Source organism: Cryobacterium sp. TMT2-17-1, from assembly GCF_004402765.1.
GTDB classification, from domain to species: Bacteria; Actinomycetota; Actinomycetes; order Actinomycetales; family Microbacteriaceae; genus Cryobacterium; species Cryobacterium sandaracinum.
On record NZ_SOGC01000046.1, the window covers coordinates 101,035 to 123,975 of the forward strand.

Annotated in this window: 17 protein-coding genes; 6 read left to right on the forward strand and 11 right to left on the reverse strand. The window is 67.8% G+C overall.

Annotated features, from left to right (window positions below; translation table 11 throughout):
* Positions 1–19 precede the first annotated feature (19 nt).
* Positions 20–1,030 carry a diacylglycerol kinase family protein gene (locus tag E3O47_RS13705; protein ID WP_134420898.1) on the reverse strand — a complete coding sequence of 337 codons (1,011 nt, stop codon included), beginning with the start codon at positions 1,028–1,030 and terminating at the stop codon, positions 20–22.
* Between the two features lie 488 nt (positions 1,031–1,518).
* Between E3O47_RS13705 and E3O47_RS13710 the strand changes: the two genes are divergently transcribed.
* Positions 1,519–2,352 carry an alpha/beta hydrolase gene (locus E3O47_RS13710; protein WP_166784785.1) on the forward strand — a complete coding sequence of 278 codons (834 nt, stop codon included), beginning with the start codon at positions 1,519–1,521 and terminating at the stop codon, positions 2,350–2,352.
* A gap of 175 nt (positions 2,353–2,527) precedes the next feature.
* On the opposite strand, the gene heR is transcribed toward E3O47_RS13710, so the two are convergent.
* Both heR and E3O47_RS13720 read right to left on the reverse strand, forming a co-directional pair.
* Positions 2,528–3,328, reverse strand: a complete 801-nt coding sequence (gene heR, locus E3O47_RS13715; RefSeq protein ID WP_104099288.1) for a heliorhodopsin HeR — start codon at positions 3,326–3,328, stop codon at positions 2,528–2,530.
* Positions 3,329–3,394: 66 nt separating this feature from the next.
* Positions 3,395–3,985 carry an MOSC domain-containing protein gene (locus tag E3O47_RS13720; protein WP_233191111.1) on the reverse strand — a complete coding sequence of 197 codons (591 nt, stop codon included), beginning with the start codon at positions 3,983–3,985 and terminating at the stop codon, positions 3,395–3,397.
* 118 nt (positions 3,986–4,103) lie between these two features.
* Between E3O47_RS13720 and E3O47_RS13725 the strand changes: the two genes are divergently transcribed.
* Positions 4,104–4,850, forward strand: a complete 747-nt coding sequence (locus tag E3O47_RS13725; protein ID WP_104099287.1) for an endonuclease/exonuclease/phosphatase family protein — start codon at positions 4,104–4,106, stop codon at positions 4,848–4,850.
* 43 nt (positions 4,851–4,893) lie between these two features.
* Here E3O47_RS13725 and E3O47_RS13730 read toward each other — a convergent pair whose 3' ends face one another.
* From E3O47_RS13730 to E3O47_RS13735, 3 genes are all read right to left on the reverse strand, one after another.
* Complete coding sequence (locus E3O47_RS13730) at positions 4,894–5,094, reverse strand: hypothetical protein (protein WP_134415742.1); 201 nt, start codon at positions 5,092–5,094, stop codon at positions 4,894–4,896.
* A gap of 346 nt (positions 5,095–5,440) precedes the next feature.
* Positions 5,441–5,569: a hypothetical protein gene (locus tag E3O47_RS16825; RefSeq protein WP_255409004.1), complete on the reverse strand. Its 129-nt coding sequence runs from the start codon at positions 5,567–5,569 to the stop codon at positions 5,441–5,443.
* A 61-nt stretch (positions 5,570–5,630) separates the two neighbouring features.
* Positions 5,631–6,611, reverse strand: coding sequence for an NAD(P)H-quinone oxidoreductase (locus E3O47_RS13735; RefSeq protein ID WP_134420900.1), 981 nt, complete (start codon positions 6,609–6,611; stop codon positions 5,631–5,633).
* 176 nt (positions 6,612–6,787) lie between these two features.
* Here E3O47_RS13735 and E3O47_RS13740 point away from each other — a divergent pair, with 176 nt between their 5' ends.
* On the forward strand, positions 6,788–11,653 hold the full coding sequence (locus tag E3O47_RS13740) for an NAD-glutamate dehydrogenase (protein ID WP_134415549.1): 4,866 nt from the start codon (positions 6,788–6,790) through the stop codon (positions 11,651–11,653).
* Positions 11,654–12,137: 484 nt separating this feature from the next.
* Here E3O47_RS13740 and E3O47_RS13745 read toward each other — a convergent pair whose 3' ends face one another.
* On the reverse strand, positions 12,138–12,767 hold the full coding sequence (locus E3O47_RS13745; protein ID WP_134420902.1) for an MBL fold metallo-hydrolase: 630 nt from the start codon (positions 12,765–12,767) through the stop codon (positions 12,138–12,140).
* Positions 12,767–13,861 (reverse strand): S-(hydroxymethyl)mycothiol dehydrogenase, encoded by a 1,095-nt coding sequence (locus tag E3O47_RS13750; RefSeq protein WP_134420904.1) that lies wholly within the window; start codon positions 13,859–13,861, stop codon positions 12,767–12,769. The genes E3O47_RS13745 and E3O47_RS13750 overlap by 1 nt, the downstream gene beginning before the upstream one ends.
* A gap of 675 nt (positions 13,862–14,536) precedes the next feature.
* Here E3O47_RS13750 and E3O47_RS13755 point away from each other — a divergent pair.
* Positions 14,537–14,962, forward strand: coding sequence for a TIGR00366 family protein (locus tag E3O47_RS13755; protein WP_241986214.1), 426 nt, complete (start codon positions 14,537–14,539; stop codon positions 14,960–14,962).
* A 138-nt stretch (positions 14,963–15,100) separates the two neighbouring features.
* Here E3O47_RS13755 and E3O47_RS13760 read toward each other — a convergent pair whose 3' ends face one another.
* A complete protein-coding gene (locus E3O47_RS13760) occupies positions 15,101–17,383 on the reverse strand; it encodes an FdhF/YdeP family oxidoreductase (protein WP_134415547.1) in 2,283 nt (760 codons plus the stop codon).
* A 187-nt stretch (positions 17,384–17,570) separates the two neighbouring features.
* On the opposite strand from E3O47_RS13760, the gene E3O47_RS13765 reads away from it, so the two are divergent.
* Positions 17,571–18,518 (forward strand): DarT ssDNA thymidine ADP-ribosyltransferase family protein, encoded by a 948-nt coding sequence (locus E3O47_RS13765; protein WP_166785403.1) that lies wholly within the window; start codon positions 17,571–17,573, stop codon positions 18,516–18,518.
* Positions 18,519–18,746: 228 nt separating this feature from the next.
* Complete coding sequence (locus E3O47_RS13770; protein WP_134420908.1) at positions 18,747–19,400, forward strand: thermonuclease family protein; 654 nt, start codon at positions 18,747–18,749, stop codon at positions 19,398–19,400.
* A gap of 68 nt (positions 19,401–19,468) precedes the next feature.
* Here the strand turns inward: E3O47_RS13770 and E3O47_RS13775 are convergent, their stop codons facing one another.
* On the reverse strand, positions 19,469–19,969 hold the full coding sequence (locus E3O47_RS13775; protein WP_134401067.1) for a DUF6328 family protein: 501 nt from the start codon (positions 19,967–19,969) through the stop codon (positions 19,469–19,471).
* Positions 19,970–20,032: 63 nt separating this feature from the next.
* Positions 20,033–22,876 carry a cation-translocating P-type ATPase gene (locus E3O47_RS13780; protein ID WP_134420910.1) on the reverse strand — a complete coding sequence of 948 codons (2,844 nt, stop codon included), beginning with the start codon at positions 22,874–22,876 and terminating at the stop codon, positions 20,033–20,035.
* Positions 22,877–22,941: the final 65 nt, after the last annotated feature.

The window sequence follows — 22,941 nt, forward strand, 5'->3', positions numbered from 1 at the left end:
GACGGATGCCCCGCGCCGCCTACGCGGCGTCGCTCGGCACGCGCAGGGTGAGGCTACCGGCATCCACCCAGGTCTTGAAGGCCACGGCGGTGCCGAACCCGTCGCCGTCGAGTTCGATCTCTTCCGGACGGTTGAGCCGCAGCACGAGCTTCGTGCCGGTGGCGTAGTTGAGCGCGTCGACATCATTGGTGCGCAGTTTGCGGCCCAATACCGTTCGGCTGAGCACGCCGTTCTCCCACAGCACCTTAGACAGAATTTGCAGCCAGCCGCCGAAGCCCTCCGGCTTCAGTACGACCACGTCGAAGAGTCCGTCGTCGAGGGCGGCGTCGGGAATCAACTCGATGCTAGCCGGAAGCGACCCGCAGTTGCCGACCATGATGGTGTGCGCGCGCATCGCCTGCTCGGGCTTCGCGTTGAGCCGGTACCGGAACCGGAGATCGCTGTCGTCCTTGCCGACGGCGATCATGGCTTTCACGTAGGCCAGCCAGCCGGCCTTCGCCTTGAGGCCGTCGTCGGTGTTCGCGAGCATCTTGGCATCGAGGCCGAGCCCGGCCATCACCAGGTAGGCGTGCCGGTCGACCGACCGGTCGGCCCGCTCGATGTCGATCAGGCACACGTCGATCACCTTGTCCTGGCCGGCGAACGCGGCTTGCAGGGCCAGCCCGGTGTCGGCGAGGGGCAGCTGCAGGTTGCGGGCGAGCAGGTTGCCGGTGCCCGACGGCAGCAGCGCCAGTGCGCACTCCGTGCCGTGGACGGCTTCCGCGACGGCGCGCACGGTGCCGTCGCCGCCTGCCACGATGATCATGGTGGCCCCGGCTTCGATCGCCTTCCGGGCCGGTCCCTGCCCCGGGTCCTCAGCTGACGTCTCGAACCACAGCGTCTCCGGCCAGCCGGCGGCCGATTGCTGGGCCTCGACGGCGTCCCGGAGCTCGTCGACGTCAACCTTTATGGGGTTGTAGACGACCGCGGCGAGCCGGGGTGCGCTCACGTCATCGGTTAGGTCGTCGTGGTGCAGATCGGTGCTCGTCATGTGGGGTCCGTTCGATGGTGGAAGCTGGTGCCTTCCGTCAATGGGTTCTCACTCATCTAGACGGATGCCGCTGCCCATTTGTCACGCGACCCCGCAGTCGGGCGCCCCTTCCCAGGTGCAGACCCACTCCTTATGCTGGCACCACTTCGCTCGAAAATCACGTTCCTCTCGTTCGCTTCAGGGTGGGAAGACTCTCCTGAACCCCGGCCGAATCTGCCGGGACGCTTTCGGGGGTCCCGCGGCGCGGGTAGTGTCACCAACGGTTCTGCCCAGCCGGCCACGCCAGAGCCGGTTGCTGCCGGGCCGATCGCTGCCGCACCGCTCTCTGCCGCACCACTCTCTGCCGCACCGCTCTCCGCGGAGCCGGCTGACGGCATCCGGAACCGTCAATGAACGAAAGGGTCAATTCAATGCCCCCCGCGACACAAACACAGAATGTCACCGATGCGCGCACCATGGCTCGGCGAACGGGCACCCTCCTCGGAGGGATGCCCTATTTGAGGTTCGGCACGGGCTCGCCGCTGGTGGCCATCCCGGGCCTCACCCAGAACTTTGAACCGACCATCGGCGTCGAGCGCATGCTTGTGACCCGGATGCTGGCTCCGGTGGCGGCCCGGCATCGCGTGCTCAGGCTGACCCCGCGCCCGGGCCTCGACCCGAACGCCAGCATGGCCGACATCGCCCGGGACTACGCCGACGCTCTGCGCCTGGAGTTTCCGGGGCCCATCGACGTGATCGGCACGTCGACCGGCGGGAGCATCGCCCTGCAACTCGCCGCCGACCATCCCGATGTGGTGCAGCGTCTCGTCGTGGTCTGCGCGGCCTACACCCTGGGGCCAAACGGCAAGAAGGTGCAGCGTCGGGTCGCTGAAGAGGTTCTTGCCGGGCGCCCGCGGCAGGCCAGCCGGGAGATGTTTAGTGTCCTCGGCGACAAGCCCCCGAGTCGGCTGGCAGCCGGCATGGGCTGGATGCTCGGACCCCGCACGTTCGGCAAGGCCAGCCCCGACCTGATCACCACCATTCGCGCCGAAGACGCCTTCAACCTGCGCGACCGGCTCGGCGAGATCGAAGCGCCCGCCCTGCTGATCGGTGGTGACCGGGACGGTTTCTACACGCCCGAGCTGTTCCGCGAGACGGTGGCGCGCATCCCCAACGCCCGCCTCATCCTCTACCCCGGCAAGGGGCACATGGCCGCGATCTCAGACCCACGCCTCCTGCCGGACATCCTCGAGTTCCTCGATGGCTCCGACGCGGGCGGCCGCGCTGGGGGTGCCCACTCCCCGAGTGCACGCTCTGCGGGCACTCGTCCGTCGACGCTGTAGCCGTCGCCATGCGGGGTCGTTGTTGACCCGGAACGTCGGTGAGACGACAGCTGTCCCTGGTTTCGCCCGGGACGATTACGAGGTGGCGCTGCGGACCAGCTTCGAAGCACGGGGGTGGTGCTCCTGCCGTGCCCGGAACCAGTTTAGGCCCGAGCTGGTCGGCTAAAGGATTGCTCTAGGTGAGTGCCGGGATGATCGCGCCAGAGAACACCTGCCAGGCCAGCGCGGTCTTGGCGACCAGGCTCAGCGTGATGTAGGCGCGCTCGCCGCGGAGGTAGTCGCGCCAGCCGCCGACCTGACGGTACTGCAGCACCTGGTTGACGGCGAACGTGTTGAAGAACAGGAAGAGGGAAATGATGATGCCGTAGACGAAGGCCGGCGGTGCGGCCTCGGTGTTCGAGCCGGGGGCGATGAAGTAGATCAGGATGACGACCCACGGCACCACGCCCACCATCGACCCGAAGATGAAGGGCAGGAACGTGCCGTTGCCGGGTGTCTCGTACTTCTCCTGCAGTGCCCCGAACATGATCATGGCGGCGTTGGCGGCGAAGATCGAGAACAGGGCCGCGATGTCGGTGATGCCGGTGATCTGGGCGATCAGCCAGATCATGATCGAGGAGCTCAGGGAATATTCGACCCAGCGGAAGTAGTTTCGGTTGGCTTTGAGCCCCGCCGCGTAGCGGGGGAAGAATTTCGGCGACGAGATCAGGAAATGGAAGAAGGCCGAGAGCGCCAGGAAGGAGACGACGCCGATGCCCACGTTGACGTCGAACAGGGTCACCCGCTCGGGCGGCAGCGGCACGCCGGGAGGAGCCGACAGATAGTCGGCGGTGACGGCAAAGGTGACCTGGGTGCTGAGCAGGGTGAGCACGTATGCGAAGCCCAGGACCTGCACGAGGTGCAGTGAGCCGGCCACGATGTTGTAGACGCGGAGGCGGGAAATTTTCTGATCGGGGGTGTAGTTCTTGCGTGCCATCGGGGCTCCTCCACAGGTCAGGTGAGGCCGAGACTAGCAGGGTCGCCGACTGCCGTTACCCAAGCGTCAGACCACGCCGAGCGGCAGGTGTTCCCCGGCCGGCAGCCGCACTTGAATCGGGTCCCCGGGAGCGACGCTTCCCCCGGTGACGACGATTCCCATGATCCCCGCCTTGCGGATCACCTGACCGGCATCATCCGTGTCGATCAGCGTCTTCATCAGCCCCTTCTGGTACCCGTTGATCAGTGAGCACGGGTTGCGCAGCCCGGTGATCTCCACGACCGCGTCGGTGCCGAGCCGCAGCCGGGCACCCCGCGGAAGGCCGGACAGATCCAGCCCGCGGGTCGTGATATTCTCGCCCAGCTCGCCGGGGGAGACCTCGAAGCCGGCCCCCCGCAGCTCGTCGAAGAGCTCGGCGGGCATGAAGTGCACCTGGGTGAGGTTCGCCCTGGTCGGATCCTTCACGATCAGGTAGCGGTGCTGCGTCGTGGCTCCGGCGTGAGCGTCGCCCTCCACCCCGAATCCCGCGATCAAACGGATGTCCGGGACCGTCGGCTTGCTGAACGCGTGCCGTTCGTCTCGGCTGACCGACTCCACCGTGGCCGTCACCGTTGCCGTCACTGTGGCCGTCACTGTGGCCGTCGCATCCTGCATCATGCCCCGAGTCTCGCATGGGGGCCGCCGAGAATTCACCCAGCCGATATAGCATTTCTGCGTCGCAAACGTAGGCTAGGTGGGTGTTCAGCGAGTCGAGTCGAGTCGAAAAAGGTCAGTCGTGAAAGTCATCAGCTATAACCTCCGCAAGAATCGTGCCAGTGGTGAGCTCATCGCCCTGGCCGAGAACTACGATCCCGACGTCCTGTGTCTGCAGGAATGCGACACCCTTGAGCTCCCCGAGGAGATCGGTCTCCTACACCTCGCCGACTCCACTGTGCGCAACCGACTCGGCCTGGCGATCTACTATCGCATGGACCGGTTCACCAACGAGCGCACCCAGACCTTCGCGCTCAAGAAGTCACTGCACGACCGCGTGCTGACCCCCGCGCATGAGCGCCTGATCGGCACCCGATTGACCGACCTCGCCGCCCACCGCGAAATCGTCGTCGCTTCGTTCCACGCCGCGCCGCTCACCGCGCTGAACTCTCTGCGGCGCAACCAGATCCGCACCGCGCACGAAGAACTGCACGTGCTCGGGCCGGGCCTGCCGACCCTGATGGTGGGCGACTACAACTACCCGATTTTCAAGGGGCGCCTCGGCGACCACATCACCCAGTCCGGCTACGACCTCACCCTGAGCGACACCCGAACGTACACGCGCTACAAGTTCTTCCGCGGGCATTTCGACCTGGCAACCTCCATCGGGCTGACCATCGACAGTGTCGAGACGCTGCCCCTCGGCACCTCCGACCACCTGCCCATCCTGGTCACGTCCACCTACAGCGACGAGTCGGTGAACGCCACGAATGCGCCGGCCAGCCTCGCCGAGACGGAGCGCGCTCCGGGCGGCGAATTCGCGATCTAAGGGGCGGGGCCTCGACTACTGAGCGTCGAGGGCGGGGCCCCGTCTACTGGGTGTCGCCGCGCGACCAGAGCAGGTGGGCACGCACCGACAGGGATCCGCCGATCAGGAGGGCCACGCCCGCCATCCAGAGCAGGACGGTGAGGAACGCGTTGGCCGTCACGGCGTTGAGAATGATCAGGGCCACCCCGAAGGCACTGAAACTGAACCCGGCGACGGCGCAGGTGGTGAAGGACCAGTTCTTCATGCGGGTGGTTCCAATCGGGTGGGGATTCGACAGCGTTTACGGTAGCAGGCCCGCGGGGCGCTCACCGCGCCCCGCCTGCCCAGAACTAGTGAGTCCGAATCGGTTGGTTGCATCGCTCCCGGATTGGCAGAGCTGACTGCACCGCGCGGACGCTGTTCAGCACGGGCGAGCGCCGGGTTCGGCGTCGAATTCGTTCGGGACGGATGGCTGGCCGACCTCGTGTCGCCGGAGGTCGCCGACAGAGTGGAAGCCGACCAACGTGGAGCAGCTCTGGATCCACGGCGGCATCCTCACTCGGTGTCGGAACTAGCCGTGGCCACCCACTGGCTCTCGGTGTGCCAGTTTCTCAGGTGATGCCGGCCCGCCGGCGCGACTCCGTGTGCTCGCGCATGCGCGCGTTCGACTCCCTGGTGAACTGCTTCCAGGCGTCGAGCTTGCCGGGCAGGATCGGCACGAACAGACTGATGCTGTTCAAAACTTGTCCTCCCATCAGACCGTTTTTCCAGCGCATGTTTCAGTCCCGAGTCCCGAAGGGCTCAATCACCGACCAGCAGAATCTTGCCCACGTGAACGGATGCCTCCAGCCGCCGGTGCGCCTCGGCGGCCTTCTCGAACGGGAAAATGCTGTCGATCACCGGGCGGAAGCGGCCGGATTCGAGCCAGGGCCAGACATCCGTCCTGAGGGCCCGCATGATGGCCGCCTTCTCCTCGAACGGGCGGGAGCGGAGGGTGGTACCCCAGTACCGGCCGCGCTTCTGCATCAGATGGAACGGATTGAAGTCGGCGTTCTCGCCGCTCTGGTTGGCGATCACCATGATGCGGCCGTCGACCGCCAGTGCCGCCACGTTGCGGGCCGCGTAGGAGCCACCGATGATGTCGAGGATCACGTCGGCGCCGCGCCCCTCTGTGGCGGCCTGGATTTCGGTGGGGAAATCCTGCTCGCGATAGTTGATCAGGATCTCCGCGCCCAGGCTGCGGCACACCGCCAGCTTCTCGGCTGAGCCGGCCGTCGCGGCCACCCGCGCGCCGGCGAGCACGCCCAGCTGGATCGCGGTGGTGCCGATGCCGCTGGCGCCGCCGTGCACGAGCAGCGTCTCCCCGGCGGCCAGCCCCGCACTCAGGAACACGTTCGACCACACGGTGGCCAGCGCCTCCGGCAGGCCCGCCGCCTCGACGAGGTCCACGGATTCGGGCACGGACAGGGCCAGGTCTTCGTGCACCACGGCCTCGGTGGCGTAGCCGCCGCCGGCCAGCAGGGCACACACCCGGTCGCCGACCGCGAACCGTTTTGCCTCGGCGCCGACTTCACTGACGACTCCGGACACCTCCAGCCCGGGCCACTGCGGCGCCCCGGCCGGCGACGGGTAGCTGCCCAGCCGCTGCGCGACATCCGCCCGGTTCACGCCGGCCGCGGCGACCCGAATCCGGATGTCGCAGGCCCCGACGGGCAGGTCGCTCACCGTTGTGAGGGTGAGGGCATCGGGGCCGCCGGGGGTGTCTACGATGATCGCGCGCATCGGGTCAGCCTACGCGCGTGCACTTTGCGACGGATCCACGACTGCGCGGTGGTTCGGTCTGTGGAACCCGGCCACGGAATCTACGATGGTAGACAGGGGCGTGGCTGTTGCATGCCTTGGGTCGTACGCACGTGATCCGCAATGACGCGGAGATTTTCTGATGGAGGCTTATTTCAATGACGTCTGAGTCCACCCGCACCGGGAAATCACCGGCAGGCAGCACACTCGACGCTTTCCTGGGCGACTACTACGAGCACCTGGCCGGGGAAGACCGGCAGAACTCCGATGGGGGAACCCTCCGCGAGCGGGCCGTCCACCATTGGCAGGTCGCCCAGAGCCGCACCCCCAGCACCCCGAACATCGAGATCCGGAACGAAGCCGGCCGCAGCATCGTCTACATCGTCACCGACGACATGCCTTTCCTGGTTGACTCGGTGACCGCCGAGCTGGTGCGCCAGCACTCGGCCATCCACCTCGAAGTGCACCCGCTACTCGTCGTGACCCGCGACCGGAACACCAACGAGCTCCTCGGCGTCACCCGCGTGCACGGAGGCGACGGCGCCCGGCCCGGTGACGTCGACGAGACCGTCACCCAGGTCGAGTCGTGGATCGCGATCGAGATCGAAACCGCCAACGACGAGGCGCGGGCTGCTCTGGTCGCCGGGCTGGCCACGGTCCTCGGCGACGTTCGCGCCGCCAACGAGGACTGGCAGGCCATGCGAACGAAGGCCGTGGAGATCGCCGACGCGCTCGGCGACGTCGCCCACGCCGAGGGCATCCAGGAGATCAAGCAGGCGCAGGACTTGCTGCGCTGGCTCGACCGCGACAACTTCACCTTCCTCGGCTACCGGGAGTACGACCTGGAGACCGTCGACGGAGAGGACGTGCTGAGCATCCGTGACCGCAGCGGCCTGGGGCTGCTGCGCTCCACCGAAGACGGGCACCAGATTCAGCACCTGACGGATGCCGGCCGGCTCAAGGCGCGCGAGCGCAGCGCCCTGGTGATCACCAAGGCGAACTCGCGTTCCAGCGTGCATCGCCCGGCGTACTTCGATTACATCGGGATCAAGAGTTTCGATGCGGACGGCAACGTGCGGGGGGAGCAGCGCTTCATCGGCCTGTTCGCCGCCACGGCGTATACGAGCTCGGTGCGGGACGTGCCGATCCTGCGCGAAAAGGTCGACGCCGTGATGGACCAGGCCGGGTTCCCGCCAGGGTCGCACAGCGGCAAGGAGCTGCTCGGCATCCTGGAAACCTACCCCCGCGACGAGCTGTTCCAGATCGACGTGCCCACCCTGTTCACCACCACGCTGGCCATCCAGCGTCTGCAGGAGCGGCGGCGCACCCGGCTTTTCCTCCGCCCGGATGTCTACGGCCGGTTCATGACCGCGCTGGTCTACTTCCCCCGCGACCGGTACACCACGGCCGTGCGGCTGCGGATCGAGAAGGAGCTGCGGGACACCTTCCACGCCGAGTCCGTCGACTTCGAGGCCCGGATGACCGAGTCCGCGCTGGCCCGGCTGTTCTTCCGCATCCGGTTGCAGAAGAACGACACGGTCGGCGTCGTCGACGCCGTCGCGCTGGAGCACCGGCTGGTGATGGCGGTGCGGTCCTGGCCCGAGGGGATCGGCGAGAAACTGCGCGAGAGCCACCCGCTGGACGAGGCGGAGCGCCTCTCCGAACTCTGGTCGGAGGCGTTCCCCGCCAGCTACCGGGTGGATTACGAGCTCGAGGAGGCCGTGCAGGACATCGGGCGATTCGAGGCCGGCGCCGCGGCCGCCGCCGCGGCGGAGGCCGCCGGGACCGGGCCGATCCGGCCGGCGCTGAACGTGTATCTTCCGACCGGCACGGGCGCCGGTGACACGGTCATCGACGCCGACGACGGAAGCACCGCAGGACGCGGCGTCACGGCGGAGGATGCCCGGATCAAGCTCTACATGATGGAGCCCAAGAGCCTGAGCCAGATCCTGCCGTTCCTGCAGAACCTCGGCATCGAGGTGCTCGACGAGGTGCCCTTCGAGATCGAGACCGCCGACGGCCGCGCGTTCTACCTCTACGACCTGGGCTTGAGCTACCCCGAAGGTGTGGACCCGGTCGCGACCGGCGCACTCCTGGCCGACTCCTTCGGCGCCGCCGTCAGCGGGGCCATCGAATCGGACGGCCTCGACCGACTGGTGCTGCGGGAGGGCATGCCCTGGCACCGGGTCGTCATCCTGCGCAGCTACGCCAAGTACCTGCGCCAGGCCGGAAACACCAACTCCTACGGCTTCATCGCCGATACCCTGCTGGCAAATCCGGCCGTCACCCGAGGGCTGGTGGCGCTCTTCGAGGCCCGGTTCGATCCGGAATTGGCCGAGCCGGAACGCATCCGTCGCAGCCTGCAGGTCAAGGATGAGCTGACGGCGGCCATGGAAGCGGTCACCACGCTCGACGCCGACCGGGTGCTGCGCACCCTGATCAACCTGATCGAGTCGTCGCTGCGCACGAACTTCTTCCAGGACAAGCCCTACCTGAGCATCAAACTCGACCCGACCACGATCGATCTGTTGCCGTTCCCGCGGCCGAAGTACGAGATCTGGGTGTACTCCCCGCGGGTGGAGGGCGTACACCTCCGCTTCGGCAAGGTGGCCCGCGGCGGGCTGCGCTGGTCGGACCGGCGGGAGGACTTCCGCACGGAGGTGCTCGGCCTGGTCAAGGCGCAGACGGTCAAGAACGCGGTGATCGTGCCGACCGGCGCCAAGGGCGGGTTCTTCGCCAAGCAGCTGCCCGATCCGGCGCTGGACCGCGCGGCCTGGATGGCCGAGGGCATCGGGAGCTACAAGACCTTCATCCGGGGGCTGCTCGACCTCACCGACAACCTGGTGACCACGGCGGAGGGGGAGCGGCTCGTGCCGCCCGCCCGGGTGGTGCGCCACGACGACGACGATTCCTACCTGGTCGTCGCGGCCGACAAGGGCACGGCCACCTTCTCCGACATCGCCAACGGCGTCGCCGCCGAATACGGTTTCTGGATGGGCGACGCTTTCGCCTCCGGCGGCTCGATCGGCTACGACCACAAGGCAATGGGCATCACCGCCCGCGGCGCATGGGAGTCGGTCAAGCGCCACTTCAGCGAACTGGGCGTCGATACGCAGGCCGAGGACTTCACGGTCGTCGGCGTAGGCGACATGTCCGGCGACGTCTTCGGCAACGGCATGCTGCTCTCGGAGCACATCCGTCTGCTGGCGGCCTTCGACCACCGGCACATTTTCTTGGACCCGAATCCGGATGCCGCGCGCTCCTTCCAGGAACGAGCGCGCCTCTTCGCCCTGCCACGGTCGTCGTGGGCGGACTACGACACCAGCCTGATCAGTGCCGGCGGCGGGGTCTTCCCGCGCCAGGCCAAGGTGGTGCCGATCTCCGCCGAGGTGCGCACCGCACTCGGGCTGCCGGACGGGACGGTGCGGCTGAGCCCGCCGGAACTGCTCCGCGCCATCCTGGCCGCCCCGGCCGACCTGCTCTATAACGGCGGCATCGGCACCTATGTGAAGGCCAGCAGCGAGACGGCCGCGCAGGTCGGCGACAAAGCGAACGACGCCATCCGGGTCGACGGCCGGGATCTGCGGGTCAAGGTCGTCGGCGAGGGCGGCAACCTCGGGATGACCCAGCTCGGGCGCATCGAGGCGGCCCTCACCGGCGTGATCCTGAACACCGACGCGATCGACAATTCCGCCGGGGTGGACTGCTCCGACCACGAGGTCAACATCAAGATATTCGTCGACCGGATGGTGGCCGCCGGCAAGCTGGCCGAGTCGGAGCGGTCGGAGTTCCTCGCTTCCATGTCCGACGAGGTGGCGCGGCTGGTGCTGGAAGACAATGTCGACCAGAACATCCTGCTGCTCAACGACCGGGCGAAGGTGACCACCTGGAGCCCGAGCTACGAACGGCTGATGGACTGGCAGGAGGCCTCGGGCGACCTCAAGCGCGAGTTGGAGGCGCTGCCCACCACGGCGACGCTGCGGGAGCGCCTTGAAACGGGCCAGGGCCTGACCTCACCCGAGCTGTCCGTGCTGGCGGCCTACGCCAAGATCGATCTGGCGACCACGCTGCGGGACAGTGACCTGCCCGACGACCCCTGGTTCGGCCGAACCCTGCGCCGGTACTTTCCGGTGCAGCTGTCCGAGCGCTTCGATGCCGAGCTCGACACGCATCCGCTGCGCCGCGAGATCATCGCCACCGTCGTCGCGAACGACATGATCAACCTCGGCGGCGTGACCTTCGCGTTCCGGGCTATGGAGGAGACCTCGGCGAACCAGGCCACGGTAGCGAAAGCCTTCGTCGCGCTGCGGGAGATCTTCGAAATCGACGTGCTCGTGGCCGAGGTCAACGCCCTGCCGTCGTCGTTCCCGACCAAGCACTGGACGTCGATCCACCTGGACATCCGTCGCCTGCTCGACCGGGCCGTGCGCTGGCAGGTCAACCAGGGGGCGTCGCGACTGGTGGGCGAGGTGGTGGCCCAGTACAAACCGCAGATGGACCTGATGCGCGCCCACCTGGAGGATTACCTCAAGGGCGGCGACCTCAAACGCGTGCAGTCCCTGCTGGAGACCGCCCAGGAGTGGGGCGTTCCGGAGAACCTCGGTCGCCGGTGGGCCGAACTCTTCGAGGCCTTCGCCCTGCTGGATGTGGCGCAGATCTCCGCGCAGGTCGATGAGCCTCTGGCCGACGTCGCCGGCGTCTACTACACGGTCTACGACCGGTTCGGGGTGGACAACCTGCTGGAGCGCATCACCGTGCTGCCGCGCAAGGACCGCTGGCAGGCCCTGGCCCGCGCCGCCCTCCGCGACGACCTGTACTCGACGGTCGCCGATATGACGCGGGCGGTGCTGAAGGAAACACATGCCGGCCACGCCGACGCCCGACTGCTCGCCTGGGAGGCGCTCAACGCGGAACAGTTGGGACGGGCTCGCAGCGTGTTCGAGGAGGTCAACGCCCTCGGTCAGGACGACATGGCGTCCCTGTCCGTGGTAGTGCGGCTGCTGCGCTCGATCGTGCGCCGCTGACCTGCCGGCTGCGGACATCCGTCGCTGAGCGCTGCTGCCGCGCTGCTGCCGCGCTGCTGCCGCGCTGCTGACCACTATTACTGCCTGCTGCCACCGGCCGTTTGGGGCTAACTCAGGAGAATGGCGAGCCTGATGAGTGTGGGCCGGCATCGGCCGCAGAATCACGAGGCGGGTGCCGGCCGGGCACGGGGATCTCCTGAATTAGCCACGGTGGATGGCCCGAACCGACGGATGCCTGAGCCCGGTCAGGGTCGCCCGCGGGCAGTCGGTGTCCCGAACCAGCCTCCGCCGCAGTGTGGCTGACTCAGGAGATCTGACAACGCAATGTCTTTTGGCCGCACATGTGCCGCGGAATCACGCGGTGGGCGTCGCCGGCGCGTGGGGATCTCTTGAGTTAGCCACAGTCCGTGCTGCCAGAAACGGATTCTGACCACATCGGCGGCGCCGCTCGACGGATTTCCGGGCAGTCTTCCGGGGTCACGCTCTAGTGGCCGCGGGCGATCCATTCATCCAGGTGCCCGGCCTCGGCGCCGATTGTCGTCGACTCGCCATGGCCGGTGAGCACGACGGTGCTCGCCGGGAGCATCAGCAGCTTGCCTTTGATCGAGGCGAGGATCGTGGGGAAGTCGCTGAACGACCGGCCGGTCGCGCCGGGTCCGCCATGGAACAAGGTGTCGCCGCTAAAGACCGTGCCGAGCGCGGGCGCATAGAAGCAGACGGCGCCGGGAGAATGCCCCGGCGTGTGCAGCACCTCGAGTTCAATACCGGCCACCCGGATGCGCTGGCCGGTCTCGAGCGGACGGCTCGGCGGGGCATCCGGGTAGACCCGGTCCCACAGCATCATGTCGTCGGGGTGGAGGTAGGTCGGCGCGGTGTGCGCGGCCTGCACCCCGGCGACGGCACCGATGTGGTCGTCGTGCGCGTGCGTGCAGAGGATGCCCACCAGCTTGCGGTCGCCGACCGCGGCGAGGATGGCGTCGACGTCGTGGGCCGCGTCGACCACAACGCACTCGTCGTCGTCACCGACGATCCAGACGTTGTTGTCCACGTCCCAGGTGCCGCCGTCGAGGCTGAAGCTGCCCGAGGTGACGAGGTGTTCGATCCGCGCCGTCATCAGAGCACGACCACGGAGCGCAGCACGTCGCCGCGGGCCATCTTCGCGAATGCCTCCTCGATATGCCCGATTCCGATTCGTTCACTGACGAACTCGTCCAGCGGCAGGCGGCCCTGCAGGTAGAGGTCGGTCAGCATCGGGAAGTCGCGCTCCGGCAGGCAGTCGCCGTACCAGGACGACTTCAGAGAACCGCCCCGGCCGAACACGTCGAGCAGCGGGATCTCCAGCATCATCTCGGGGGTCGGCACGCCCACCAGCACGACGGTGCCAGCCAGGTCGCGGGCGTAGAACGCCTGCCGCCAGGTCTCGGGACGCCCGACGGCGTCGATCACGACATCCGCGCCGAACCCGCCGGTCAGTGCCTGCACGGCCGCGACCACGCCGTCCTCGTCGAGGCCGGCTGAGTCGATGGTGTGGGTGGCGCCCAGCGTCTGGGCGGTCGCGAGCTTCTTCGCGTCGCGGTCGATCGCGATGATGACGGATGCCCCGGCGAGCCGGGCCCCGACGACCGCCGCGTTACCCACGCCGCCACATCCGATCACGGCGACCGAGTCGCCCCTGGTCACGTTGCCCGTGTTCATGGCGGCCCCGATGCCGGCCATGATGCCGCAGCCGAGCAGTCCGACGACCGCGGGGTCGGCGGCAGGGTCGACCTTGGTGCACTGTTTCTCGTGCACAAGAGTCTTTTCGGCGAAGGCGCCGATGCCGAGGGCGGGGCTGAGCCCGGTGCCGTCCGTGAGGGTCATTTTCTGGGTGGCGTTGAAAGTGTTGAAACAGTACCAGGGCTCGGCGCGCTTGCAGGCGCGGCAGTCGCCGCAGACGGCGCGCCAGTTCAGCACGACGAAGTCGCCCACGGCGACGTGGGTGACGCTCTCGCCGACGACGCTGACCCGGCCGGCGGCCTCGTGGCCGAGCAGGAATGGGAACTCGTCGTTGATGCCGCCCTCACGGTAGTGCACGTCGGTGTGGCAGACGCCGCAGGTCTCGATGTCGACGACGACCTCACCGGGTGCAGGGTCGGGGATGACGATGTCGACAAGCTCCACCGGCGCGCCCTTCGATCGAGCGATGACGCCTTTAACGGTGATCGACATGGGACTCCTCTGGGTTGGTGCCCGGACAGGCGATGGTGGAACCCAACCACACTACCCAACCTCCCTGCCCTGCCCTATCCAACCAATTCGACGGAGATTTTGCCAGAGAGAACCCGTTTCGGCCCGAAACAGGCTTGTAGAGGCAAAATCTCCGTCGAGTTCGTTAGGGGTTCAGGGTGCGGATGCCGCGCGCGGAGCCACGCGACCGGCCGAGAACGCGACCGGCCGAGGCGCGAGCGGTTACGCGAACTCCTGGCAGTGATCGCACCACCAGCCGCCACCGACCGGCGCCATCGGGTCGCAGCAGGAAGCGCAGGCCGGCGTGGGAAGCAAGTTGTCGTCGTTCATTCGGAGCTCAGTTTCGATTCTGAAAACGAGTTCCCCAGCCCAGAGAACGGCATTCGCGAGTTTTGAGTGTAGGCAGACCTCGACTCGGATGTCTAGGAAAATTGACTATTCTGCGTACTTTCTAGCGCGGCAACGGATGCGCTCAGCGCGGCAGCACGCGCTCCGACACCTCCCACAGAAAAATCTCCGCAATGGACGGCCCGATGCCGGTGAACGCCACCTCTGATCGGTGTTTTGCACCCCTGCGCGGGGCGCAGGTCGTCGGCCGGGTTGCGGACCCGGTCTGCGTGCAGGCAAGCACACACCATCATCGGCTGGCTGGCGACAGTGTCGAAGAGCGCCGCGACCGCCGTGAGCTTCGTGGTCCTGCTGTCGATGTCGGTGTCGTTTCTCAACTGGGGGCTCAGCCTGGTCTTCGCCGGGCTCCTGGCCCGGGCGATCGCCCGCCGGGGCGACCTGCGCGTGGACTACCGGGTCCTCGGGGCCGCGGCCTTCAGGGGGCTCGGCGCGGTGTGGGCGCTCGGGCTGTCGTCGTCCGCGGCTCTGCTGCAGGCCACGGCCGCCTCCCTGCCGCCGGAGCTGCTCAAGGTCAGCGGCGTGCTCGACTTCTGTGCCACGATCTTCACCTGGCAGTCGCTCGTGCTGCGCGCGGTGATGATGGCGCTCACCGTGAGCGTCACGCACCTGTCGGCGCCCCGCGGCGGCGCCATCCGCCTCGCGTCGACATCCGCCTCGCGGCGGAATTCGAGGTGAGCCTCGACGACCAGCCCGAAACTCCTGCTCTATCGTTTACATCCCACGGCAATCTTCGATTTCGACGTGCGGCCCTCCGCCGCCGGGCCGCAGCGGATCGGGCGCCCTGCTTTCGTTCTGGTCGGGGTGTGTATCTGGTCAGCGCGAGGGTTCCAGCCGCACCAGCACCGCCTTGGAGACGGGGGTGTTGCTGCCCTCCGCGGTGGAATCCAGGGGCACCAGCACGTTGGCCTCGGGGAAGTAGGCGGCGGCGCAGCCGCGGGCGCTCGGGTAGGCGACGAGCCGGAACCGCCGCAGCACCCGGTCGACGTTGTCGCTGAACTCGCTGTGCACATCGACGAGCATGCCGCTGATCAAACCCAGCTCCGCGACATCCTCCGGGTTGACGAAGATGACCTGGCGGCCGTTCTTGATGCCCCGGTAGCGGTCGTTGGGGCTGTAGATCGTGGTGTTGAACTGGTCGTGCGAGCGCAGCGTCTGCAGGAGCAGGCGCCCCGGCGGCCGTTCGAGGGGCTCGAGTTCGTTGACCGTGAGCAGGGCCTTGCCGCTGGGGGTCGGGAAGGTGCGCAGGTCGCGCGGCGCATGGGGCAGGGAGAAACCTTCCTGCTGGTGGATGCGTTGGTTGAAGTCGGCGAAGCCCGGAATGACGTGCGAGATGTGGTCACGGATGATGTCGTAGTCGCTCTCGAAACCGGCCCAGTCGATCGAGGCGGTGCCGTCGAGGGCGGCCCGGGCGAGGCGCGACACGATGGCCACCTCGGAGAGCAGCTGATCCGACACCGGTGGGAGTAGGCCGGTGGACGAGTGCACCGCGGAGACCGTGTCCTCAACCGACACGAACTGCGGGCCGGTGGCCTGCAGGTCGATCTCGGTGCGGCCCAGGGTCGGCAGGATGAGCGCCTGGTCGCCGACCACAGCGTGGGACCGGTTCAGTTTGGTGGAGATCTGCACGCTCAGCACCGTCTTCTGGATTGCGGCCTCGGCGACGACGGTGTCGGAGATCGCGCCGACCAGGTTGCCGCCCAGGGCGATCCAGACCGTGACCAGGCCGTCGCGCATGGCGCGAATGGAGTCGACGCTGTCCAGGCCGTCCACGCGGGGCGGGTCGAACCCGAATTCTCGTTCCAGGGCGTCCAGGAACGCCGGTGGCATCTTCTCCCAGATGCCCATGGTGCGGTCGCCCTGCACATTGCTGTGCCCGCGGATCGGGGACGCCCCCGCGCCGGGCTTGCCGATGTTGCCGCGCAGTAGGAGCAGATTGATGATCTCTCGGATTGTCGGAACGGCCTTCTTGTGCTGGGTGATGCCCATCGCCCAGGTGATGATGACCCGGTCCGCCCGCAGATACCGGTCGGCCAGCTCGTCGATCTCGGCCGCGCGCAACCCCGTGGCCGCCAGGACCGCACCGTCATCCTGGTGGGCGAGGTGCTCGCGCAACTCCTCCAGCCCGACACAATTCTCGCGCAGGAACGCATGGTCGAGCACGGTTCCGGGCCGGGCGGCCTCGGCGTCGAGCACCCGTCGGGAGAGGGCCTGCATGAGGGCCATGTCGCCGCCGAGCCGGATCTGCAGGTACTGGTCGGCCATCACGGTTCCGGCCCCGACGACGCCCCGCACCTTCTGCGGGTTCTTGTAGCGCATCAGCCCGGCCTCCAAGAGCGGGTTGACGGCGACGATGGCGGCGCCCGCCTCCTTCGCCTCTTCCAGCGCCGTGAGCATCCGCGGATGGTTGCTGCCCGGGTTCTGCCCCATGATGATGATCAGGTCCGCACGGGCGAAGTCGGCGTAGGTGACGGTGCTCTTGCCGATCCCGACGGTCTCCGCCATCGCGTGGCTGGTCGACTCGTGGCACATGTTCGAGCAGTCCGGCAGGTTGTTCGTGCCGAGGGCGCGCACGAACAGCTGGTAGAGGAAGGCCGCCTCGTTGGAGGTGCGACCGCTCGTATAGAACGTCGCCTGGTCGGGCGATTCCAGTCCGCGGAGGGTGTCCCCGATCAGCTTGAACGCGTCGTCCCAGGTGATCGGCCGGTAGTGCTCGGACCCGGCCGGCTTGTGCACCGGCTGCACGAGGCGGCCTTGCATGCCGAGCCAGTACTCCGACTTCGTGAGCAGCTCTCTGATCGGGTTCTCGGCCCAGAATTCGGCCGGGATCGTGATCGGCGTTGCCTCCCAGGTCACCGCCTTGGCGCCGTTCTCGCAGAACTCGAACGTCTTGCGCCGATCGGGATCCGGCCAGGCGCAGCTCATGCAGTCGAAACCGTCCCGCTGGTTCATCGCAGTCAGTGCCTTCAGGCTGCGCGGCACACCCATCTGCCGGAAGGCCGGCCCCAGTGCATGGGTGACGCCTGGCACCCCCGCCGCCCATTCCCTGGGCTTGCCGACCTCGATCTTGTCCTCGTCGATATCGTCAACGCTGCTCATACGTCGGTAGTAGCACCCTTCGCCGGGGCCGACAAGGCATGTGCGACTCACCCTCAGGCCGAAATGCGCCGAACGGATCCCGCCATCGGTCACCACAAGGTCAGAAATGACCGTACCGTTGATATGTGGTCTTCAAGCATCGGACTTGAAGAGTGTGGGGGCCACGCACACGAAAGGTTTTTCTAGTTTGAGCGACGAATGCATCCATGGACTCGAGGGCGGCCTCTGCGCCAGCTGCTTCCCGAAGGCCGCTCCCGAAATCGTGCCCGGCGTGGCCACCCGCGCCAGCCGGAGCAAGTCGACGGGCCGCGCACCGTCGCTTCGCAGTTCGCCGTCACCGCGCACCGTCACCCTGGGCGGACCCAATCCCACCCTGAGCGCGAAGACCGCTACCGCGAAGCCGGCCACCGCCAAGGCCGCCAGCACCGTGAAGCCGGTCAGGAGCACGAAATCCTCCCACGACAACGTCGGTGAGCAGCGGATCTACCACGTCACCCACATCCGCAACCTCGCCGGCATCCTGAACAGCGGGCGCCTGCTTGCCGACGCGAGCGACGCCTGGACCGCCCGGCCGGTCGTCGACCTGTCGTCGGCACCGCAGCGCGCGGCCCGGCGTGCCGCGCTCGTCGCCGGAGACGACAGCGCGAGCGTCGCCTGCTACGTGCCGTTCTTCCTCTCGCCCAATGCGCGCCTGTGGGACAGCCTCCTCACCGAATCCAACGACCCGCGCCTGTCGCCGGAGGCGCACCGCTCTCCGACGTACGACTTCGTCATTCTGGTCAGCACGGTCAAGAAGCTCCTCGACGCCCAGGCCGGCGCCGAGGAAACCGTCGCAGCGAGCGTCGCGGTGGCCAACGGGGATGCCGCGGGGGCCCTGACCAGGTTCGGCTCTGCTCCCGAGACTGCCGACCGCATGCTGCGTTCGCTGCGCGCCGATCAGGAATCGCAGAAGATCCGGGAGGCGGAACTGCTCGTCACCGAGTCGTTCCCGTTCGAGTTGGTCACGCTCGTCGGCGTCGCCAACGACAAGGTGCGCGACGCGGTGCGCAGCATTTTCGCCGCCGAGGCGCACAAGCCCAAGGTCGTCGTGTACCCGCCGTGGTTCCACGCCGTGGAGGAAACCGCAGCGCCCTAGCCGGTCAGACGTCCGGAGCGCCCTCTCGCCACGTGCCCGGCCTGCCCTGTCCGGCGTCGAACCAATTCGACGGAGATTCTCGTGAAAAGCAGCTTTTTCGGAGTTTTCGGGGCCGGTTCCGGCAAAATCTCCGTCGAATTCGTTCGCGACGGAGGTGCTCCCGGGCCTCGGACTCGTCAGACACGGCGGGTGGCGTGTGCCTGCCTGGCTCTGCCCTAGTCTCGGGGAATGGGTAGACGACAGGGCCGCTCGCGCGTGCCGATCGGTGTTCTCGTTCTCGGAGTACTCGGCTTCGCCTGGGTCCAGCAGTCGGGATTTCTGGTGACCGAGTTCGAGAGCATGCCGAGCTCGGCCAGCCAAGGCTCCGGCCAGAGCTCCGGCGAGAGCACCGGCCCGGTGGCGACCGCCGCGGACGGCACCGTCGAGACAGCGGTCGGCGGCATCCCCGCACGACCGAGCGGAGCCGTCCCGATGACCGTGGAGCATGTGCATGATGGCGACACGCTCTTTCTGCGAACGGACCAGCCGAACGCCCTGGTGGCGACGACGGATGCCGTCAAGGTACGACTGCTCGGAATCGATACGCCGGAGGTGGGGGACAGCGCCGAATGCTTCGGCGATCAGGCCGCGGAGCAGTTGCGGGCGCTCCTCCCCGATGGCAGCCGCACCTGGGTCACCGCCGACCAGGACCCGACTGACCGATACGGCCGTAGCCTGTTCTATCTCTGGACCGGGGACGGGCGATTCGTCAACTACGAGCTCGTCGCCGGCGGCGCCGCCGAGTCGCTGATGATCCCGCCGAACGACGCGCACTACCCGCTGCTGCGTACGGCCGAGGACGCCGCAACGACGGCAGGCGCGGGCCAGTGGGGCGCCTGCTGATGCGGCGAAGCCGTCCCACCGATATCCCCGCGCGTCGTCCGCCGCCAGTCGACCCCCGCGCGTCGTCCTCAGCGCTTCGCCCGGTGCGGCAGGACCAGCCAGACCGCCACGATGACCAGCAGCACCGCGGCCCCGGCCACCTGACCGGCCGTTCGGCCCAGCACCACGTCGAAGACCAGCAGGGTGGTGCCGGCGAGGATTACGGCGACACCGACCAGTGTGGCCCGCACGAGCACGTCGGCGACCCGTACGATCTGCTTCATCGCATGCTTCCCGAAGAGCAGCCGGTGGAGGCTGACCGGCCCGAGCGCCAGAACGGTGGTGGTGGTGGCCGTGGCGACAAGAATCAGATACACGGTCAGTTGGTACAGGTCGAGTTCGGTGAACCGCGGTTGGAAGGCGAGGGCGAGCAGAAAACCACCCACGATCTGGGTGCCCGTCTGGGTGACTCTGAGCTCCTGCAACAGCGAGAGCCAATTGCGGTCGAGGCGCTGGACATCCGTTTCGTTGCGGCGGGGCGCGGATACCGGCTCCGTCGCCGTGGGTTCCGGTGGTCCTGACAGGCTCATGCCCCGATCGTAATGCGCTTTGCGGAAACGAGATCGCACGCGTCGAGCACGGAACGGGAGAGGTCAGGCGCGCACCCTCAGGATCCACTTGCGCAGTTCCTCGACCCACAGCACGACGGATGCCATGCCCACGCAGACGGCCCAGTGCAGAGGGTCCATCGAGGTGGTGCCGAACGCGGTCTGCAGGAGCGGGAGTTCGACCACGGCCACCTGCAACAGGATCGCGAGCAGGATCGCCCCCCACAGCCACGGGTTTACGAACAGCCGGTGGAACGCGGTGGTCAGCTCGGAGCGCGCGTTGAGTGTGTTGAACAGCTGGGCGAAGACCAGGGTGGTGAACCCCGCGGTGCGCGCCACGGTGAGGCCGTCCGTGCCGGGTTCCAGCGCCGGCAGCAGCCCGCCGGGCAGGAACAGGTCGATCGTGGCGAGGGTGACCACTGCCATCACCAGGCCGGTCGACATGATGCCCACCCACATGCGCAGGTCGATCATACGGTCGTTGATCCCGCGCGGGGGGCGGGCCATCACGTCGTCGATCTCCGGGTCGACGCCCATCGCCAGGGCCGGGCCGGAGTCGGTGATCAGGTTGATCCAGAGGATCTGGGTGATCAGCAGGGGCAGCACCACGGTCTCGCTGCTGGCGCCGGTCAGGCCCAGCGCCCCGGCGAGGAGCACGCCGACGAACACGGTGAGCACCTCGCCCATGTTCGAGGACAGCAGGTACCGCAGGAACTTCTTGATGTTGTCGAGGATGACCCGGCCGGCCCGCACCGCGGCGACGATGGTGGCGAAGTTGTCGTCGACCAGGATCATCTTCGCGGCCTCCTTGGTCACCTCGGTGCCCGTGATGCCCATGGCCACGCCGATGTCGGCGGACTTCAGGGCCGGGGCGTCGTTGACGCCGTCGCCGGTCATCGCCACGATGTCGCCGTTGGCCTGCAGGGCGTCGACGATCCGCAGCTTGTGCCGCGGGGAGACGCGGGCGAACACGGATGTGTCGCGCACCGCCTCCCGCAGCCCCGGCTCGTCGAGGTGGTCGAGGTCTGCTCCCGCCAGCGCCGTCGCCCCCGGTTCGACGATCCCCAGGTCACTCGCGATCCGCGCGGCCGTGGCGGGGTGATCGCCCGTGATCATGATCACACGCACGCCCGCCCGGTGGGCTTCCTGGACGGCTGACGTCACCTCGGCGCGGGGTGGGTCGATGATGCCGACCACCCCGGCGTAGATCAGGCCCTGCTCGTCGGCCTCGTCGAGCGGCGCCGTGTTCTCGTCGGCGACTCGGTAGGCGACACCCAGGGTGCGGAAGGCCTGAGCCGAGAGCGCCTGGATGTCGGCAAGCATCCGTGGCCGCTGCTCGGCGGTCAGAGGTACGACCGTCTCGCCGACTTGCACGTAGGCGCAGCGCTCGAGGAGCACGTCGGGCGCGCCCTTGCTGAAGATGCGCAGGCTGTCGTCGCCGGTCTCCTGGTGCAGGGTGGACATCATCTTGCGTTCCGAGGTGAAGGGCATCTCACCCCGACGTTCGAACCGGGCCATGTGCCCGGTGGTGCCCTCGAGTTTGGCCGCGGCCACCAGGAACGCGGCCTCCGTGGGGTCACCCTGGATCTCCCACTCGCCGTCCTGCTCGGTCAGCTGGGCGTTGCCGGCGAGGGAACCGACGCCCAGCACCAGCTGGGCCTCAAAGCGGAGTGCCGGGTCTGTGAGCGGTTCGGCGCCCTGGCGCAGTTCGCCCTCGGGGCGGTAGCCCACCCCGGTCACATCTACCCGGCCGGAGGCGGTCAGCAACTGCTGGATCGTCATCTCGTTGCGGGTCAGTGTGCCGGTCTTATCGCAGCAGATCACGGATGCGGAGCCCAGGGTCTCCACGGATTTCAGGTTCTTGACAACGGCGTTCTGCCGCGCCATCCGTTGTACCCCGATGGAGAGGATCACCGACAGGATTGCCGGCAGCCCCTCGGGAACGGCTGCGACCGCGAGGGATACCCCGAGCAGGAACACGGTCACGAAGTCGGCGGGCGTGGACACGCCCTGCACGAGCACGATGGTGAGCATCACGACCGTGGCGATCGCGATCACGACGACGCTGAGCAGCTTGCCGATGTGGCCGATCTCGGTTTGCAGCGGGGTGGGGTGCGCCTCGGTGCGGTCAAGCATCGTGGCGATGGCGCCGACCTCGGTGTTCATGCCGGTTCCGGTGACGATGCAGCGGCCGACGCCCTGGCTGACGGCGGTGCCCTTGAAGACCGTGTTCAGGCGATCGCCGAGGGCGGCCGCGGCGGGAAGGGTGCGCGGGTTCTTGGTGACGGCCTCGCTTTCGCCGGTGAGGGAGGCCTCCGCGATCCGCAGCGAACTCGCCTCGGTGAGGCGGGCATCCGCCCCCACGCTGTCGCCCTCACCCAGAACCAGCAGGTCGCCGCGCACCAGCTCGGTGCTGGGCACGGTGGTGAGCAGGCCGTCGCGCATGACGGTCGAGGATGCCGCTGTCATGGTGGACAGGGCGGCCACGGCGTTGTCGGCGCGCGCCTCCTGCACCAGGCCGAGCACGGCGTTGAGCACTACGATCACGGCGATCACGATGGCGTCCACGGGCAGGCCGGGTGCCCCCTCGATCAGCCAGGCGCCGATTGACACCGCGGTGGCGACCAGCAGCAGGTAGATCAGAGGGTCGTTGAACTGGGCCAGGATCCGGCGCCAGAACGGAACCGGGCGCACGCTGCGCAGCTCGTTCGGGCCCTCGGCCGTGAGGCGACGCGCGGCTTCGGCGCCGGTGAGGCCCCGGGCGGCGTCGGTCTCGAGCCGGCGAGCGATCTCGGCGGCATCGGTAACGGCGGGATCGACTGCGAGACGGTCGATCGGGTCCGATATTTCCGATTGAGCTGATTTCTCCGATTGAGCAGACGCGTCCATCGGGTGGGTTCCTCGTTTCCGGGAGTGCCGGGTCGGTCTGGCCCGCGGCTCCACCCAGTGTAGAA

What these genes read in the sequence shown, in the direction of transcription:
- E3O47_RS13750 (WP_134420904.1), bottom strand. Translation starts at nt 13,861, where the DNA reads ATGTCGATCACCGTTAAAGGCGTCATCGCTCGATCGAAGGGCGCGCCG.
- E3O47_RS13720 (WP_233191111.1), bottom strand. Translation starts at nt 3,985, where the DNA reads ATGATGCAGGATGCGACGGCCACAGTGACGGCCACAGTGACGGCAACG.
- E3O47_RS13770 (WP_134420908.1), top strand. Translation starts at nt 18,747, where the DNA reads ATGGGTAGACGACAGGGCCGCTCGCGCGTGCCGATCGGTGTTCTCGTT.
- E3O47_RS13745 (WP_134420902.1), bottom strand. Translation starts at nt 12,767, where the DNA reads ATGACGGCGCGGATCGAACACCTCGTCACCTCGGGCAGCTTCAGCCTC.
- E3O47_RS13735 (WP_134420900.1), bottom strand. Translation starts at nt 6,611, where the DNA reads ATGCGCGCGATCATCGTAGACACCCCCGGCGGCCCCGATGCCCTCACC.
- heR (WP_104099288.1), bottom strand. Translation starts at nt 3,328, where the DNA reads ATGGCACGCAAGAACTACACCCCCGATCAGAAAATTTCCCGCCTCCGC.
- E3O47_RS13775 (WP_134401067.1), bottom strand. Translation starts at nt 19,969, where the DNA reads ATGAGCCTGTCAGGACCACCGGAACCCACGGCGACGGAGCCGGTATCC.
- E3O47_RS13740 (WP_134415549.1), top strand. Translation starts at nt 6,788, where the DNA reads ATGACGTCTGAGTCCACCCGCACCGGGAAATCACCGGCAGGCAGCACA.
- E3O47_RS13730 (WP_134415742.1), bottom strand. Translation starts at nt 5,094, where the DNA reads ATGAAGAACTGGTCCTTCACCACCTGCGCCGTCGCCGGGTTCAGTTTC.
- E3O47_RS13780 (WP_134420910.1), bottom strand. Translation starts at nt 22,876, where the DNA reads ATGGACGCGTCTGCTCAATCGGAGAAATCAGCTCAATCGGAAATATCG.
- E3O47_RS13760 (WP_134415547.1), bottom strand. Translation starts at nt 17,383, where the DNA reads ATGAGCAGCGTTGACGATATCGACGAGGACAAGATCGAGGTCGGCAAG.
- E3O47_RS13705 (WP_134420898.1), bottom strand. Translation starts at nt 1,030, where the DNA reads ATGACGAGCACCGATCTGCACCACGACGACCTAACCGATGACGTGAGC.
- E3O47_RS13710 (WP_166784785.1), top strand. Translation starts at nt 1,519, where the DNA reads ATGCCCTATTTGAGGTTCGGCACGGGCTCGCCGCTGGTGGCCATCCCG.